14 protein-coding genes are annotated in these 16,877 nt (G+C 59.5%); 6 read left to right on the top strand and 8 right to left on the bottom strand.

Going from position 1 to position 16,877, the window contains the following annotated elements; all coding sequences use genetic code 11:
• Positions 1-80: 80 nt before the first annotated feature.
• Complete coding sequence (locus OES25_02155; protein ID MDH3626445.1) at positions 81-1,787, bottom strand: diguanylate cyclase; 1,707 nt, start codon at positions 1,785-1,787, stop codon at positions 81-83.
• 389 nt (positions 1,788-2,176) lie between these two features.
• Here OES25_02155 and OES25_02150 point away from each other — a divergent pair, with 389 nt between their 5' ends.
• Both OES25_02150 and OES25_02145 read left to right on the top strand, forming a co-directional pair.
• The gene (locus OES25_02150) at positions 2,177-4,867 is read left to right on the top strand and encodes a PKD domain-containing protein (protein ID MDH3626444.1); all 2,691 of its coding nucleotides are present in this window, start codon (positions 2,177-2,179) and stop codon (positions 4,865-4,867) included.
• Between the two features lie 110 nt (positions 4,868-4,977).
• A complete protein-coding gene (locus tag OES25_02145; GenBank protein MDH3626443.1) occupies positions 4,978-6,534 on the top strand; it encodes an SLC13 family permease in 1,557 nt (518 codons plus the stop codon).
• A 277-nt stretch (positions 6,535-6,811) separates the two neighbouring features.
• Here OES25_02145 and OES25_02140 read toward each other — a convergent pair whose 3' ends face one another.
• Positions 6,812-7,681 (bottom strand): CPBP family intramembrane metalloprotease, encoded by an 870-nt coding sequence (locus OES25_02140; protein ID MDH3626442.1) that lies wholly within the window; start codon positions 7,679-7,681, stop codon positions 6,812-6,814.
• A 200-nt stretch (positions 7,682-7,881) separates the two neighbouring features.
• Between OES25_02140 and OES25_02135 the strand changes: the two genes are divergently transcribed.
• Complete coding sequence (locus OES25_02135; GenBank protein ID MDH3626441.1) at positions 7,882-10,176, top strand: family 10 glycosylhydrolase; 2,295 nt, start codon at positions 7,882-7,884, stop codon at positions 10,174-10,176.
• Positions 10,177-10,599: 423 nt separating this feature from the next.
• On the opposite strand, the gene OES25_02130 is transcribed toward OES25_02135, so the two are convergent.
• Together OES25_02130 and OES25_02125 are read right to left on the bottom strand one after the other, a co-directional pair.
• Complete coding sequence (locus tag OES25_02130; GenBank protein ID MDH3626440.1) at positions 10,600-10,935, bottom strand: hypothetical protein; 336 nt, start codon at positions 10,933-10,935, stop codon at positions 10,600-10,602.
• 245 nt (positions 10,936-11,180) lie between these two features.
• Positions 11,181-11,447 (bottom strand): hypothetical protein, encoded by a 267-nt coding sequence (locus OES25_02125; GenBank protein ID MDH3626439.1) that lies wholly within the window; start codon positions 11,445-11,447, stop codon positions 11,181-11,183.
• 29 nt (positions 11,448-11,476) lie between these two features.
• Between OES25_02125 and OES25_02120 the strand changes: the two genes are divergently transcribed.
• Complete coding sequence (locus OES25_02120; GenBank protein MDH3626438.1) at positions 11,477-11,611, top strand: hypothetical protein; 135 nt, start codon at positions 11,477-11,479, stop codon at positions 11,609-11,611.
• 6 nt (positions 11,612-11,617) lie between these two features.
• Here OES25_02120 and OES25_02115 read toward each other — a convergent pair whose 3' ends face one another.
• The 4 genes from OES25_02115 to OES25_02100 form a co-directional block, all read right to left on the bottom strand.
• Positions 11,618-12,775: a hypothetical protein gene (locus tag OES25_02115; protein MDH3626437.1), complete on the bottom strand. Its 1,158-nt coding sequence runs from the start codon at positions 12,773-12,775 to the stop codon at positions 11,618-11,620.
• Positions 12,775-13,158 carry a hypothetical protein gene (locus tag OES25_02110; GenBank protein ID MDH3626436.1) on the bottom strand — a complete coding sequence of 128 codons (384 nt, stop codon included), beginning with the start codon at positions 13,156-13,158 and terminating at the stop codon, positions 12,775-12,777. The genes OES25_02115 and OES25_02110 overlap by 1 nt, the downstream gene beginning before the upstream one ends.
• 2 nt (positions 13,159-13,160) lie before the next feature.
• On the bottom strand, positions 13,161-13,673 hold the full coding sequence (locus OES25_02105) for an RNA polymerase sigma factor (protein MDH3626435.1): 513 nt from the start codon (positions 13,671-13,673) through the stop codon (positions 13,161-13,163).
• Positions 13,674-14,448: 775 nt separating this feature from the next.
• Positions 14,449-14,778, bottom strand: coding sequence for a hypothetical protein (locus OES25_02100; GenBank protein ID MDH3626434.1), 330 nt, complete (start codon positions 14,776-14,778; stop codon positions 14,449-14,451).
• 227 nt (positions 14,779-15,005) lie between these two features.
• Here OES25_02100 and OES25_02095 point away from each other — a divergent pair, with 227 nt between their 5' ends.
• A complete protein-coding gene (locus tag OES25_02095; protein ID MDH3626433.1) occupies positions 15,006-15,689 on the top strand; it encodes a methyltransferase domain-containing protein in 684 nt (227 codons plus the stop codon).
• Positions 15,690-16,134: 445 nt separating this feature from the next.
• Positions 16,135-16,877: integrase core domain-containing protein (locus OES25_02090; protein MDH3626432.1), on the top strand; the 743-nt coding region annotated here is incomplete at its 3' end.

Raw genomic sequence — 16,877 nt, 5'->3', positions numbered from 1 at the left:
CGTAGAGTTAAACGACCTCTCGCAACGGCAATCCGAAAAGAAGCGGAGACCCTTACCAAGGCCCCTCGGCACCACAAGCGTTATTCCAAGTCATCGAAGTGGGTGACTCTGTTTCTACCGCTCTCCTTTGAATGATAAAGGGCCTTATCAGCTTGTTCTATGATTTGCTCCCCAATCACTTCCACATCGAAGGACTTGTCTTGTTCCATCTTCGGTGTGGCGACACCGATGCTGATCGTAACGTCGCGATCCAATCCGGAAATAGTCGCGACAGCTCTTCTAAGCTTGTCCCCTGCCAAGATCGCCCCCTCGTGACCTGTCTCTGGAAGCAACACAGCAAACTCTTCACCGCCGTAACGTGCAACGAAATCGGTAACACGGGCCTCATCTTTCAATGTTTGCGCGATTGTTTTCAGCGCCCTGTCACCAGCGGGATGTCCCAGATCATCATTGTATTTCTTGAAATGATCAACGTCCGCCAGCAAGATCGAGAAGGGGCGACGATGTCTTCGGGAGTACAGCAATACTGCTTGTAATTGATTAAACAAACTGCGCCGGTTGGCTACGTTGGTTAAGCTATCGGTCGTAGCCAACTCCTCTAGAAGAGTATTTGCCGTTTGCAGCTGATTCGCTTGTTCCAATATCGTGTCTACGGATTTCTTGCGTTCAGTCAAGTCAACAATAGAGCAAAGCACGACTATTCCATCGGGGGTATCGATCGGGTTAAGGCGTATTTCTGCCGGGAATATCTCTCCCTGTTTCTTCTCAGCAAGAAGATCGAGCCCGCCCATCCGACGGGCGGTGGGATGGCCAATATAATCTGCGCGATTCAACGGGTGGTGGGCACGCTTCTCGTTGGGTACCAGTTTGTCGACTAGTTGGCCAACAAGTTGTCCGGCTGGATAACCGAATAATTCTTCGGCCTCATGATTGGCGTGCGCGATGGTCCCCTCTTGATCAACCATGATCATTGCCGCCGGGGCAGCCTCGATCGCCTGACGGAAGCGCTCCTCCGTTTTCTTGCGTCGGAGTATTTCAGATTCCAGATCTGCCGTTCGCTCCCTAACTCTATGCGACAGTTCTTCAGACTGCTGGCGTAGCCTGATGATCACCAGGCCAAGGATAGCGGCGATTCCAGCACCAACGGCGGCATAGACAATTGCGGTTTGTCTTACGTCATCCCTGGTTTGGGCAGCGATAGCGTGCAGTGGCAAAGTGACCACAAGCACCCCACGGACATCCCCCGTTTTCCAGTCTGTTTTCGGCGAATCCGGGTGACTGTTGTGGCACGCTATGCACTGAGGTCGCATGACGTCAGCCGTTGCATACTTTAATAGTGGGCCATCATCCTGCTGTTCAAATCGATAGTACCGTTCTTGCGGGTTTGCGGTGAGGAAGTCCCAGGCCTTGCTGTTAAACTCGTCAAGAAGAAGATTGCTCTCTCTGATTTTGAATGGGTAGGGACTGTATAAATACGACGTTGCACCAGAAGCCTGCTTACCGATTTCCTCACCAAGCATCATACTCAAGGTCGCCGGCAGCGGTATGGCATCGTCGCGTGACGCAAACTCATGCGTAACCTCGAGTCCGTGCTTCCTCGCCTTTTCTACAATCTCTGCGGTATATAGCGTGCGGAACTGCTCTAGCGCTACTGAGTAAAGCTCCGACGTTCTTACTGCCGTTGACTCCATCATCCGTGATTGAAGCTGAGACAAGTGCCAAATCATGGCAGCCACGACACTGCCGCATAGAATTGTCAGGACCAATATGATTGGCAGTCTTTTCATCTATCAGCGATCCGTTGAACTGCTAAGACTGGCGCTTTCTCGATGAAGCGGTAGTGAAATAGTTGTTGCCCGGCCTTGATGGCGACCTTGCAGTTTCCCTATGCCGAACAACGAGTAGAGTCTATCCTACTGCTGCCGTGTGGTGGGCCCACCAGGACTCGACGCCGCAGGCGCGGCGACGCCAACCAGGGACCCGCGGATTATGAGTCCGCTTCAGAGGTTCGTGGTTTCTGGAGTTTTGCGTAACGCCTTTGTTCTTGATGTCCAGGGTGTCCGTTGACGTCCAGGTTTTCCATCCTCAATGTCACTTTTTGGACGGCACGGGCGGCGGATCGACCTATCGGTCCAATCGCGGTATACATGGGTGAACGGATCCAGGAGGAGAACTCATGACGCGATTCTCGAGACTTCTCGGTATCTGCCTCTGGGTGGTCGTCGGCACGATCCACGCGGCTCCGCCCGCGCCCCAACAACAAACAGATTCCTGGTGCCCGAGCGGAAGAGACATGGACTCCTTCCTCGAGGCGCAGGCCAAACGAGCTCCGACCGGGACCGCGTCCGGACGCTCGCACCATCTCCCGTCACCGATGGTGAGCTTTCAGGACGGCGTGCTGCTGATCGAAGACTCCGGAGTCATCCTGCTCAACGACCGGGTCTTCGACCTGCCCCTGCCCATGCAATCGATCGAGTTCGTCCCGTCGGGGGACGGCTACGCCGTCTCGTTCATCCCGCCGGCGTACGAACCGGTGACGGGCCAGGCCGTGTGGACGGGCCAGTCGGGCTGGCGTGCAGAGCAGATCTCGCTCGGCGTCTTCGCGTTTCCATTCGGTGGTGTGGACCGCACGACTTTCTGGATGACAACCTCCAACATGATCTCCTTCGAGGCACCGACCCAGCCGGTCAAGGTCGGGCTGTGCACGGAAGGCTGCTTCTTCGCCGAGGGCAACGTCCTGCTGGACCGGTTGCCGCGCATCTCCCCGCTCGAGCACGGCTCGTTCCTCTACGGTCGCAACGCATACATCCAGGGGGACGCAACCCACGCCGTGATCACCTGGCAGTACGACAATCCGGCGAACCTCGACGTCCAGGTGGTGCTCTTTCCCGACGGACGCATCCGGCTGAACTACAACGCCGTCTCCGGGATCGAACACGGCGCGCCGGTCGTGGTGACGGGCAACGACGCGTTCTGGAGTGACCTGCGGCTCGGCGGTAGCGTGGTGGACCCGGCGGGCGACCTGCCCATCCCGCCGCCGGAGGATACCGCGATGGATTTCCTCGGTGCAACGGTCCGACAGGTCGGCACCTCGGAGTTGCTGCAGGTCGAGATCGAACTGGCCGGACCGCCACCCTCGACCACAGCGCCGGAGCGCTTCTTCTACCAGGTCGAACTGAGGGACCACGCGGCGGCTGCCCCCCTCGACACGATCCTGCTGCAGTGGCAACGGGGCCAGTTCTATTACGTGACGGAGCAGGTGAAACTCGAGGGCAACACGCTACGGATGAACCTGCGTCTGTGGAACCTACCGTTGACCGGCAACGACATTCATCTGACGTTCACCACGTTCCGCGGAGACACGCCGTTCGAGGACGGCGACTCGATGGAGCTGACGGCCACGTTCGCCCCACCCGACGGTCGTATGATGCTCGATCTCACCGCGGATCTTCCCACCACCGTCGGCGACCGGCCGATCTACGAGGCCTTCACACTTCCCGCGCTGCAGCCCGGTGAGGTGCTTGCCGCCGTCGCCCCGCTGTTTGAGGACCCCTCCGTGATCGAGGCCTTCCCCGCCTTGCAAAACCTGCAGACGGACCTGTTCTTCTTCGGTGGCGGATATCACGCCGGGGGTAACAACGGAGCCGACGGGATCGGTTACGGATCGAGTGCGGAACCTCGCTCGCCGGGCCTGCTGCATCTGAACCAGTTGGCGGTGCACGGCGACGAGATCGCCAGCATGCAGGTGCTCAACCACGAGTTGGCGCATCGTTGGCTCTACCAGTTTTCCATCGACGAGGGCGCCGGACCCGTGCGAGTTCTGGACCCGGCGGACAGTCACCCCGCCGGCTGGGTTCACACGCCGGCGGTGCGCGCGGTCTACAAGCCCGCCGACTACTCGGTGATGGGAGGATCCTTCTGGAAGGACAACAACGACGGGACGTTCAGCTCCCCCACCGTGATCAAGGGTGGCGGAAACGGATTCTCGTCACACGAGTTGTACATCATGGGGCTCATCCCGCCGGAGAGTACCGAGGACTGGTGGTACATCCGCGATTCGAATCCGCCGTTGCCGGACCGCTACTGGGCGCCCAACGACACCCTCGTCAGCGGCGTGCGGGTGCCGGTGACCGTCGATCAGATCATCGCCGCCGAGGGCCCCCGCGTGCCGGCCTACCCCGACGCGATTCAGGACTTTCTCGCGCCGATGGTGCTGATCGTGCGCCCTGGCGAGTTCTCGACCGACAACATCGATACCGTGAACGACATGTGCGACACCTGGCAGACGCGGTTCGGCGAGGCGACCGACTTTCAGGGTAGCCTGCGCTGCCGCTTCCACCCCCCGGTCGCATCGATCGTCTCGCCGGCGCCCAATCCGACCGTGTCGGCGGGAGATACGGTCCAGTTCAGCGGCAGTTCGTCTGACGCGGACGGCGATTCGGTGGAGCTGCGCTGGAGCTTTCCTGGAGCCGCGCCGGATGTCACGGGTGACGGCCCGCACCCGGTCGTCTTCAGTTCCACCGGCACCTACACCGCCAGAGTCACGGCGGTGGACCAGACCGGGATGTTTGCGGAGAACGACGACTCGCTCCAGGTCACGGTGACCTGCCCCACCACACCTCCGGTTGACGTCGTGGAGAATCTGACGTTGAGCGTTGAGGGAACGGAGTTGCGTTTTACCTGGACGGACCTGATCACGCCACCCACCGACTACGTCGTTCTCAGCAGCGAGACGGCGGATGGGATCGTTCTACCTGAAGGCGCAGCGACCGGCGGCACACCGGGGTTGTTGCTTCCGACACCGACCGGCACAGCCTACTATCAGGTTGCCGCGCGGGAGGATCCCGGATGTCTGGGGCCGTACTGACGCAAAGGCCGCTTGTCCATTCCAGTGCGACGGCGAGTCCTGCCTCCGGCACCGAGCAGTCCATCGCGGTGACGAGTCGCGTAGAATGACCTGCGTCGGAGGGACGCTTCTTGACGGAGCCGGCCACAGAATCCTCGGGATCCGACGGTGCGATGGGGCGTCGTATCGGTCTATGGTTGGGTCCCGCCCTGTTCCTCGTCGTCGTTGGGTTTGCCGATCTGCAGCCCGGCGAGCCGCAGGTGACCCGCATGGCCGCGGTGGCGACGCTGATGGCGGTGTGGTGGATCAGCGAGGCGATCCCGCTGGCGGCCACTTCCCTGCTGCCGCTCGTTCTCTACCCGCTTCTGGGGATCATGGACGGCCGGCAGACCGCCCCGATCTACGTCAACCACGTCATCTTCCTGTTCGTCGGAGGATTCATGATCGCGCTGGCCATGGAACGCTGGGGCTTGCACGAGCGGATTGCCCTGTGGATCATCCGGTTGATCGGCGGGGGACCCTCGCGGCTGGTGCTCAGCTTCATGCTCGCTTCGGCAATGCTGTCGATGTGGATCTCCAACACGGCCACGTCGATCATGATGCTGGCCATCGGCCTGGCGATCATCGGTGAGCTGGAGCGCACGCTGGGCCAGGAACGGGTCCGGCCGTTGAGCACTGCCATGTTACTCGCCATCGCCTACGGGGCGAGCGTGGGGGGCATGGCCACGCTGGTGGGGACGCCTCCCAATCTCTCGTTCGTGCGCATCTTCGAGATCGTCTTTCCGGACGCCGAACCGATCGGCTTCGGCCAGTGGATGCTGATCGGCCTACCGTTGAGCGCCGGCATGCTGCTCGTGATCTGGCTGCTATTGACCCGGGTGTTCTTCCGCTCGCCCCCGAGCCTACGGTTGTCGCGAGAGGTGGTTCTGCAAAACTATCGACGGCTGGGTCCGCTGCGCTTTGCGGAAGCGGTGGTGCTGGTCGTCTTCCTGTGCACCGCAGTGCTGTGGGTCTTCCGCCAAGACCTTCAGCTCGGGGGGCTCACGGTACCTGGCTGGGCCGGGCTGCTTCCGTTTCCAGAGTTGATCGATGATGGGACGGTGGCGATGGCGATGGCCTTGCTGCTGTTCCTGATCCCTTCGCGGGCCTCGGACCCGCAGGCAGGCCGCGCCGTGCTCGACGTCGGCGTTTTTCGCCGTGTCCCCTGGCACATCGTGCTGCTGTTCGGCGGCGGCTTCGCCCTGGCGAGCGGCTTTCAGAGCACCGGGCTTTCCGGCTACGTTGGACAACAGTTCGCCGGACTCGAAGGGTTCTCGCCGCCTTTGATGATTGCCGGCGTGTGCACCGTCCTGACCTTTCTTACCGAACTCACGTCCAACACCGCGACGACCGAGCTGTTTCTGCCCATCCTGGCATCGGCCGCCACCACGCTGGGGCTCAACCCGCTGATGCTGATGGTGCCGGCCACGCTCGCGGCGTCCTGTGCGTTCATGATGCCGGTGGCGACGCCCCCCAACGCCGTCATCTTCGCGAGCGGACGGGTTCGGATCGCCGAGATGGCGAAGGTCGGTCTGGTGCTCAACCTGATCGCAGTCGTGTTGATCACACTCATGTTCTACACCTTGGGCGTCACGGTCTTCGCTATCGAGCCCGGCGTGCTACCGGACTGGGCCGTCGGCGCGAAGTAACGGGATCCGTTGCGCGGTACGACGTAAGACGAGCGTGCTGTCCAGGTACTCGGCCGAGCCTGAATCCGGGCAGTTCTAACCCGTACACCGTCACGTCGATAGCTGTCGATCGGTCTTTCCCATTTCAGTTTGAGCACTTTTTGGACACTTTTCGGAATCGCGCCCTGCAGTCGTGCTCGCCCTCATCACCCCAACCCATTGCACTACAACCACTTGAAATGGTGGGCCCACCAGGACTCGACGCCGCAGGCGCGGCGACGCTCGCCCATGACGCGCGCTAGAAAAACCAACGAGCAACCTGGCTATCGAGATCACTGTAGATGAGGTAGATGGCGAAGAGATCGAAACACGCGTGCATGACAATCAACAGCCAGAGGTTTCCGTGGTTCTTGAAGTACATGACCCCGATAATCACACCCATCAATGTCGCTTGAATGGCACCATTCACACCTTGGTAGATATGCGGTATGCCGAAGATCAGACTGCCGAGCAAGACCGTCGAGACTTTGATCGTTCGAGTAGAACCGAACATTTGCGCTACTCGCGAAAAGAAATACCCACGGTAAACGAGCTCCTCTCCGAACCCCGCAGAAAAGATCACAAACAGCCCGAAACCGAGTGCGGCACTCAGATTACCCTCGAGGAAGTCAAACGTGCCTCCTGACGATTCAACTCCGACCAGGGGTATGACCAGGGACTTGAAGATCAGCTTGAGGAATACTCCGAGGACTATCCCGAAAGCTATGGTCTTGACCCAACTCCGAGGTCTCCAGAACCCCAGCTCTTTCATCTTGGTCTTTGTCAGAAACTTCCAGATGAAGATCAGCAGTATTCCGGCTGGCGTTATCCAGACGCCTAGTGCCGTGATGATGATCAGTGCGGTCAATCGGCCGGCTCTGGAATCTGCCAACCAAGCTCCGACCCGTGTCAGGCTTTGAGTCATTGTTTTAGTCCACCTTCCAATGCGGCACGCGTCCGAACTTCCGCAGCGCGCCGGCTGATCCGTCGAGGCCTCGATCCCCGCAAGATCGCCGTCGATCAGCGGGCGTATTGTCGGACCCAGGACGGAGCCGATATTCGGATGCTCGGTGGAAAGGCCGCTTGTCCATTTTACCGACGGAACGATAAGTAAAACAACAGCAATCACATAAGCATGGTGGATCGAGTGCGCCCAGCGGCTCGGCGGAATGTTGCGCTTCTACCATCGCGCCGCTGCGTAGATCGATTTGCGAGTCGCGCATCAACTCGAAATGTCGGTCGGCCCAATAAATGGACAGCACGCGATTCAGAATCGACCTCTCCGAGGATCCTTATATAATGATGTCTTTCCTACATTCGGAGGTGCTCATGCGATCTCATGCGACCCAGGGAACACTCGTCGCCTGGCTGGTCGTCCTTTGGATCGCCGGCGCCGTCTGCCAGCCGTCGGTTGCCGGGGACGGCGTGACACTGACCGTGAGCCGCGGACCCGCGGCCTCGCAGGTCACCTTGTCGTGGAGCGGCAAGCAACCGGACTACGAAATCTATCGGTCCGTCGACCCGGGGGCGCTGCCTGGGGTTGCGGCCGAAATCGCCCAGACCCTCCTGACAACCTGGACCGACAGTCCTCCCGCAGGCGATCTGTGGTTCTACAACGTGACGAGTCGACCGCAGGTCCTCGACGACCTGCTGGCCTCGTCGACGGATCTTGCGGGTTCGATGGAAACGTTGCGCATGCTGGACGAGAGCATCCTCTACGGTGGACAATTCATTAACTCGGCTGAGTTCCTGCACCTGTCGTCGAGATCCCTTCTAGCGATGACGTCCGAGGATCCGTTTCCCCCGCCCCAGGCCCCGGCCGGGCTGATCCCACCCAACAACCCCTACCCCGGCATCACGCTCGAGGACACGTATTACGATCGTCCCTTCACCCGTGACGAGTACTTAGCTCTGCTGCGACAACTGGACGACGTCTACATCGCAAGCGGCGAATACCCGTCGAGCCTGACGGTCCAGGGGACGACCGCCGAGGTCCGTTACGCCGAGCTGGTCTACTACGCCGCGGGGTTGTTACGCGCGCGGGAATTCCAGGGCTACCTTCCCGAGCTGTGGAATCGGTACATCATTTCCGCCGAAGGTCTGGTCCCCTGGTCGACGCCGGCAGGTTTCGAGGACTACACGTCCGCTCTCGAGCAGTCCGACGGCACCGCGTTCTTCCCCAACCATTCACGGCGTTACTACGGATCGTCGGCGCATCAGTACAGCATGCTCAAACTGGCACGTGACATTTACGGCAACACGCACAACGCGTATCAGGCCGGCGAGAAGTTCTACGATTGGTGTCTCGATCAGTGGTTGAACACCGTGGGCTATACCAGTGGCAAGACCCAATTCTGGGGGGATCGCTCAGGGTGGGAGATCGAGAACCACTTCTTCCACACCAGCGGCGTTCCACGGAAGATCATCTCTCACCTATTTCGTACCGTGGGTATTCCGTCGTCTACCGCGGGCGCCGCTTATTTTTCAAACCAGGGCTGGATCAACATCGACACCCATGCTCCGTACGGATCCGACCCGCTCGACAATTCGTTCTACTACGACCCGGTCCCGCCGGGGACCAAGAACATGCCGCATCCCACTTCCGGTGACGACTTCATCGCTCGCATCAACGCCGTCAGCGGCCTCGAACCGGTTCCCGCCGCCGTCGAGGAACGGACGAGCGTCTACATCAACCCGCGGGACGTGCTGGACTACGGCGCTCCCTACGTCGTGGACCAATCGGGGGACTTCGACACGTTGGTCCTGACCGTGAAGAGTCTGAAGGGCTATCTCTATTTCAGTTCCAGCGGCTGGGCGGTGAGAGAGCAGTCCGACGCCCTGGGTCCGCTGATCCAGGAGGCCCACGCCCGGGGGAAAAAGGTCTACGCCGGTTTTGCCACGCTGGCGGACCGTCAGACCGCCGGGGAACAACCCGACTGGTTACAAAAACTGAACGAGTACAGCAGCGGCGGGTACCCGAACCTGAACCTATCACCGTGCGTCCAGGCGTACGAGGACCAACTCGTCACCCTGCTGCAGAACCTGGTCTCGAACTACGAAGTTGACGGTGTCGTTCTCGACTACCTGTTCTTTGCCAATCTCTTCGGGAATACCGACACGATGGGGCACGCCGACTGTCCGAACGGACCGTCGTGGATGGCGGACGAGATCACCGACTATGCCACGACGTTGATCAACACGATCAAGGCCGTCGACCCGGACGTGGAGACGGTTGTGACCGGTTATCCCTTCGCCATCGAGAACCGCTACTACGGGCTGAGCCCGGTGGAGGTCGGGCATCAGGACCTGCAGGCCCTGGCGCAGGTCGCCGACGAGATCATGCTGGTCTTCCCCGGCACTTACTGGGTTCCCATCGCTTCGCCGTACTGGCAGACCGCTATTTTCGACATCCGTGCGCTGACCGGGACCGATCCCTGGGTGTCGTTCCAGATCGTCGACGAGTGGGAGTACACGCCGCGCTTTTACCGGGGGCTGGCCCGGTTCGTCCGGCAGAGCGGTATCTCGGGCTTCAATCTGCACACCACGCTCTCCGGCCTGGGCGAGCTCAGTCCGGCTCTGACCCGCTCGCAGTGGGAAAAGATCCGCGCGGCCGAGTTGCACTAGTCGTCGGTCCCTCCGGGCCGCCCGGGGCCCGTTTCAGCCTCATCGCGAAGTCTTGGAGTTCACGTAAGGGCATATTATCGGACCTTGACGCCGCGCTGATTTCTTCGATCAGACGGTAGTGGAGCAGTTGTTGTCCGGACTCGATAGCCACTTTGCCGTTCCCCTTTTTTCGAACAAGGAGCAGAGCATACCCTGACGGGGTTGCGGTGTGGTGGGCCCACCAGGACTCGACGCCGAAGGCGCGGCGAAGCCAACCTGGGACCAGCGGATCATGAGTCCGCTTCAGATGTTCTTGGATGTTGGAGTTTTGCGGAACACCGTTGTATTTGATGTCCATGGTGTCCGTTGAGGTCCAGGGTATCCGTCCCCAATGTCACTTTTTGGACACTAGCCAGCGCTCCAGATTGAATCGTGAAAATGGGTCTAGGAGTTTCGCCCTTCGCGCATTGCGCGGTCGAGTAAATCGACAACTCCCAATTTCTTGGCGCCGTCCTGTAAGTATGCATCATCCAATCCCGACTGAACGAGGATGATCCCCAGGATGTCCCGCCACTGTCGATCGGAGTGTTCGTTCCCCGCGCGATACCAGTTCAACTTCTGGAGCAGAATATCCTCGGCGGTGTAGAAATACAGGTAGCGATCGGGATCGGATGCAACCTGGACTCGTTGCCGTCGTTTCATCTGCTGCTCATCGAGGACAGAACCACCTACGATGAATAGATCGACTTTCATCGATGATCCGTAGTGGATGATGTTCATACTCGATCTATCGCGGATTGCACGCCGGAGGGAGTCCGGCTCAGCGTAGAACTCGTCGCCTAGTCTGTCGATGAATGGCTGGACGTCGCTCTCGGAGATTGAGACGACAAGGTCAACGTCTAAAGTGGAACGTGGTTCGCCACTGAGTGAACTTGCAAGCGATCCGCCGACCAGGTAACACAAACCACAACTCTCAAGTGCATTCGCTACTTCCAGTGCGACCTGAATGGGGTCTGCCGGCAACTTCAGTATCCGGTCAACTTGGAGGATTCAGGATATGCCCGATTGGCCAGTTCGGGGCCCAGGGTGAGCCGAGCGAGACGAATCTTGCATTCGCGATCCGTTGCTTCAGGAAAACGCTGGCGAATCCCAGTAAGCGATAACTGCAAAACGGAACGCGAAAGTGCACTCACCGTCTGGATCTTCGAAAGTTGAGACATCCGGCGCCACAGTTCGACCTGGAGATCCTCTGCTTGCCGGGATGTGTCATGGTTGAGTACAGAACGATCCATGAGTCGATTATACCGTCTAATACCGGGCAGTGGTGGACCCACCAGGACTCGACGCCGTAGGCGCGGCAACGACGTTGTTGCCGGGGTTCCGGTGGGTCATCGTGGAAGCCATTCTCGCGGCGGCCGACGCGTGGGTGCTGCGGCGCTCGGTCAAGGCCGTCTGAAGCGGCTCACGGAACGGCACCCGTGACACTCTCCTCGTCATCGTCCAACAAAGTGGCCGTCACGAAGATCGACATGCTGCGCTCGGCGAAAAAAGAACCGAACTTGACCCGGACGGTATTCTCGGCCACCGCGATCCCCTCGGCGTCGGGTTCGGATTCGACCTGTCCGCGCTTGCCCGCCGGGTCGATCCGCTCCGTACTCCAGCCCTGCGGTTTTGGCATCACTAGTTCGATCGTCTCTCCGGGTCGAATGTTGAACATGCGATGTCCTCCGCCGCCGACGCCCCCCCGGGGCGCCAGGCCCGGTCGAGCGACACCGATCTTTCGGCGGGCTCCGAGATACAGGTCGATCGATCCGTCGACACGCTTGCGACCGCGTAGAGACGCCCGGATCTCGGCGACCACGTCGGCCGTTTTCCCGTCGGGTGTCCGTCGTACGATGGGCCAGCGGAGCGACACGGGCTCGACCTCCACCTGTTCGCCCTGCGTCCCGCTGGCGTAAACCGTGTGGAACTGCCGATTGCCGTCCTCGTAATCGAAGACCCAGAAGAAATACTGCAACCGCGTATCGGCGAGCTTCGGATCCTCGATCACGCTGGCGCTCAGTTCGTACAGGACGTTCAGGCCACAGCGGCCGGCGGCCTCGGGGTCGACATCGGGCTCGAGGAAGTCGATCACGTGACTCTGCTCCTCCTCGAGCACGATCGTGCGCCGACCCTCACGGGCAACGCGCGAGTTTCCCGCGTCGTCCCGATCGTGGCGGTTCCAGTCGATCGCCAGCTCGATCCGCTGTGTCGTGGCCTCCACGACCTCGACATCGACCCACCACAGGTGAGCGGAACCGTCGAGCAACTCCCGGTGATCGCCGCCCCCGCCGATCGAGTTGCTGCACAACGGGTCGAGCACCGCTCCGTCGTCACGCACGAAACCGGTGGAGGCATGGATACTCCCGCGCTCGCGTACCCTCAGCGCGATGTCGGCGGAGCCTGTCTCGCGCTTGGCGCCGTCGGCGTCGGTCGTCCAGCGCACCAGGGTGACGGCGACGGCCTCGTCATGCAATCGACCGGGAGTCCGCTGTTGTACATCTTGCGCCGAGACGGTTCCCGCCACGACGATCATCAAAAGCGTCGAGAGTCCTTTCATGCGATCCCCTTTCTTGTTCATCAGCCCTGCCCTTCCCAGTCCACGCCGCGTTCGAAGTGCAACGTGCGCGACGCCTCGGGAGCCGGCGTCGGTGGATCGATCTGGACCGTCTCGGTCGGACGCAGCGACCACACACCCAGCGCCAGGAACGCGACCACTGCCGCCGCGGCGGCAAGCGTCCGCCACGGGCGTTTCCGCGCCTGCGGCTCCAGCAGCGCATCCATGTTCTTGTAGAACTCTGCGCCGGGCCGATCCGCGGCCGACGTCATCGCACCGCGCAGCAAGACGAAATCGACGAGCGTCTCACGCCCACCGGGAGCGGCGAGCGCCTCGGCGAGCGCCAGATCCTCGACGGCCTCACCGTCCAGGAACGCTGACAGAATCTCGTTCGGTTCGCGGGTCATGATCAGGCCTCCTTGAGGACGTTCGAACGAACTTTGCTCAGTTTGGTCGAGAGCAACCGGCGCAACGAGCCCCGTGCCCGATGGATCCGGTTGCGCACGGCGTCGGGGGTCGCCTCGACGGCGGCGGCGATTTCCACATAGCTCATCCCGGACACCTCGCGCATCAGGAACGCTTCACGTTCGGGCTCCGCCAGATGCTGTAGCGCTTCGACGATGCTGCGCGACAGATGCTGCACGGGATCGATCGGGACCGGACCGGCAACCTCGAGGCTGACCGGTTCGGGCCGGCGCGCTGCGTTGCGTTGGTGGTCGCGGTAAACGTTTCGGGCGATGGTGAAGACCCAGGCTGCTTCACGTTCCTCGACACGATAGGATTCGATGCCGCGGACGACCCGGAGAAAGACCTCCTGGGTCAGGTCCTCGGCTTGCTGATGGCCACCGACGAGCCGGCGCAAGAAGCGGAATACCGGCAAGTGGTGGCGATCGAACAGGTCTCGCGGCGTCGGTTGCTTCATGTCTGGCCCTCACCCACGGATAACGCCGCCGACGCTCCAGGCTCTCGAAAAATAGTCGATCACGAGAAAATGGTGGCGGTTTTTCGGCCCAAGACGGATTTTGGGCCGGTTCTGTCGCACATCCGATCCGCTCTTCAATCCGTTACGGGGCTGGTGCGCGTACTGTCCAATTACTGGGCCGAACCTGAATCCTTGGGATTCTAGCCCGTACACCGTCACGTCGATAGCTGCCGATCAGTTCTCGATCTGGCTACGATCACTAGATGGCGACGGCGTGGCATGTCGGAACTCCTGGAAGACGGTCACTAAGTCTCTTGCACAGGGCCACGCACTGCAGTTGTGATCGGTCTTTCCCGTTTCAGTTTGGACACTTTTCCTAGTCGCGTCCTTCGACCGTGTCCGCCCTCAACGCCCCAACCCATTGCCTCACAACAACTTGAAATGGTGGGCCCACCAGGACTCGACGCCGCAGGCGCGGCGAAGCCAACCAGGGACCAGCGGATTATGAGTCCGATTCAGATGTTCGTGGTTACTGGAGTTTTGCGGAACACCTTTGTTTTTGATGTCCATGGTGTCCGTTGAGGTCCAGGTTTTCCGTCCTCTATGTCACTTTTTGGACACCTTTATTAGCCTTCAGCAGTGTCCAGGAATTCCATGGCGTTGCGTAGAGTTTGCGAAGAGTAGAACTACCAACGACGGGTGGCGTGACACTTGCCAGACAGGTTCGTGCCCGGTTCAGTGACCTTATTCGCGGGAGCAATCCAATAAATGGACCCTACGGGATTCCAAGTTCTCCACTGCGTTCAGGAATCTCCTGAACGATGCCGGCATCGAAGTCGTCCGACTGCCCCACCGTTCCCCCAACCTGAACGCCTATGCCGAGCGATTTGTCAGGTCGATCAAGGATGAGTGTCTCAATCGAATGATCTTCTTCGGCGAACGGTCGCTTCGGAAAGCAACTCGCGAGTACCCCGCTCACTATCACCGGGAGCAGAATCATCAAGGGATCGAAAATCGCCTCATCGAGCCGGATGACCGTGCCGAATCGGCATCGAGTGCCACCGAATGCGCCCAGCGGCTCGGCGGGATGCTTCGTTTCTACCATCGGGTCGCAGCGTAGATCGATTTACCTGACACTCGTCAACTCGAAGTGACGGTCGGCCGAGTTTTTGGACAGTACGCCCACGAAGCAGTTTAGTCTGTTCGTTCAGCAATCGAGACTTTGTTGACAGGCATTTTTGACGAGTTTATCTTAATGTCAGCGTGGGAAAGTGCCCGTCAAGATCTCTTCAAATACGTTATGCAGCGGCGCTAGGAAGTGGAAACAACAAATTGAAAAAGCATATCAAGAACGTAATCAAGGCGATTGCCTTTCGGCTGCCATTGTCGATTTACGTGCCGCTCTGCTACGCGCTCCACAAGAAAGCGATTGAGCGGGCACAAGAACACGGCAACCTAAGGCTTCACCTTGGCTGCGGATGGACGATTTTGGATGAGTGGATCAATATCGACTTGAAGCGGAACCGCGAAATCCTCACGATTCGATTGCCCGGCGGGCTGCGAAAATTCGGCGACAACTCGACGAGCTACATTTATTCCTCTCACTTCCTTGAACACCTTGACTACAGAACCGAAGCTCTCGATTTCGTTACAGAATGCTACCGACTCCTGGACGACGGAGGAGTTCTGCGCGTTGCCGTTCCGGACATTGAAAAGATTATCAACGCTTATACTCGAAAGAACCGAGAGTTTTTTAACGTCCAGAGTGAATTGCATCCGTCGTGGTGTACGACAAATCTTGATCACCTAATGTACGCCCTGCAGCAGCAGGGAGAGCACAAATACGGCTATGATTTCGAAACGGCGAAAATACTCTTGAAGAAAGGTGGATTCCAGAAGATAGTCAAAAGCGATTTCAAGAAGAGCGATGTTAAAGAGCTTGTTGATATCGACTACTGGCCGTACACGGACCATAACGGTGAAAACCTTTCTCTTTTTATCGATGCTTACAAGTAAAGGATTTCACCGGCGACACGCAGTCGGTGACGGTTGATCCCTGACTCCGGGTTCCTACACGGTGCCCGTGCTGTCCAAGTACTCAGCCGAACCTCAATCCTTGGAATTCTAGCCCGTACACCGTCACGTCGATAGCTGTCGATCCGTGCTCGACCTGGCTACGATCGCTGGATGGCAACCGTGATCAATCCCTGGCAGATCCTCGTGGCCGCGATGGCCGGATGGATCACGCGTCAACAAGACGCAGTCATTGACTATCTTCGAGAAGAAAACTGCGTCTTGAAGGAGCAACTTGGACGCAAGAGACTCCGGCTGAGTAATTGGGCGACGGGCGCTCACCGAGGTAGCGTCGCTCGTCACGCCCGACACGATCCTCCGCTGGCACCGGCAACTCGTTGCCCAGAAGTGGACCCACGAGCGCCGATCTCCCGGTCGGCCTCGGGTCATGGAGATCATCACCGAACTGGTCGTCCGCATGGCCAGCGAAAATCCTCGCTGGGGGTACACGCGAATCCAGGGGGCACTTCAGAACGTCGGCCATCGAGTCGGGCGCACCACGATCAGTAACATCCTGGAGAATCATGGAATCGACCCTGCTCCGGAGCGGGGCAAGCGAACGACGTGGGGCCAGTTCCTTGAAGCCCATTGGAGTGTCATCGCCGCTGCCGACTTCTTCACCGTCGAAGTCTGGGCACCACGTGGTCTCGTTACGTTCTATGTCTTCTTCGTGATCGAACTCGCGACACGCCGCATCGACATTGCTGGAATCACTCCCAGCCCAGCTGAGCCATGGATGATGCAGATCGGTCGCAATCTCACTGATCCGCTTGATGGATCTCTAGCTGAGAAGCGGTTCCTCATCCTCGACAGGGATTCCAAGTTCTCCACTGCGTTCAGGAATCTCTTGAACGATGCCGGCATCGAAGTCGTCCGACTGCCCTACCGTTCCCCCAACCTGAACGCCTATGCCGAGCGATTTGTCAGGTCGATCAAGGATGAGTGTCTCAATCGAATGATCTTCTTCGGCGAACGGTCGCTTCGGAAAGCAACTCGCGAGTACGCCGCTCACTATCACCGGGAGCAGAATCATCAAGGGATCGAAAATCGCCTCATCGAGCCGGATGACCGTGCCGAATCGGCATCGAGTGCCACCGAATGCGCCCAGCGGCTCGGCGGGATGCTTCGTTT

It is taken from the genome of Acidobacteriota bacterium, from assembly GCA_029861955.1.
Classification (GTDB): Bacteria; Acidobacteriota; Polarisedimenticolia; order Polarisedimenticolales; family Polarisedimenticolaceae; genus JAOTYK01.
This window is presented reverse-complemented; position numbering and strand designations above follow the sequence as displayed.

What these genes read in the sequence shown, in the direction of transcription:
- OES25_02150 (MDH3626444.1), top strand. Translation starts at nt 2,177, where the DNA reads ATGACGCGATTCTCGAGACTTCTCGGTATCTGCCTCTGGGTGGTCGTC.
- OES25_02115 (MDH3626437.1), bottom strand. Translation starts at nt 12,775, where the DNA reads ATGAACAAGAAAGGGGATCGCATGAAAGGACTCTCGACGCTTTTGATG.
- OES25_02100 (MDH3626434.1), bottom strand. Translation starts at nt 14,778, where the DNA reads ATGGTAGAAACGAAGCATCCCGCCGAGCCGCTGGGCGCATTCGGTGGC.
- OES25_02110 (MDH3626436.1), bottom strand. Translation starts at nt 13,158, where the DNA reads ATGACCCGCGAACCGAACGAGATTCTGTCAGCGTTCCTGGACGGTGAG.
- OES25_02135 (MDH3626441.1), top strand. Translation starts at nt 7,882, where the DNA reads ATGCGATCTCATGCGACCCAGGGAACACTCGTCGCCTGGCTGGTCGTC.
- OES25_02130 (MDH3626440.1), bottom strand. Translation starts at nt 10,935, where the DNA reads ATGAACATCATCCACTACGGATCATCGATGAAAGTCGATCTATTCATC.
- OES25_02105 (MDH3626435.1), bottom strand. Translation starts at nt 13,673, where the DNA reads ATGAAGCAACCGACGCCGCGAGACCTGTTCGATCGCCACCACTTGCCG.
- OES25_02125 (MDH3626439.1), bottom strand. Translation starts at nt 11,447, where the DNA reads ATGGATCGTTCTGTACTCAACCATGACACATCCCGGCAAGCAGAGGAT.
- OES25_02155 (MDH3626445.1), bottom strand. Translation starts at nt 1,787, where the DNA reads ATGAAAAGACTGCCAATCATATTGGTCCTGACAATTCTATGCGGCAGT.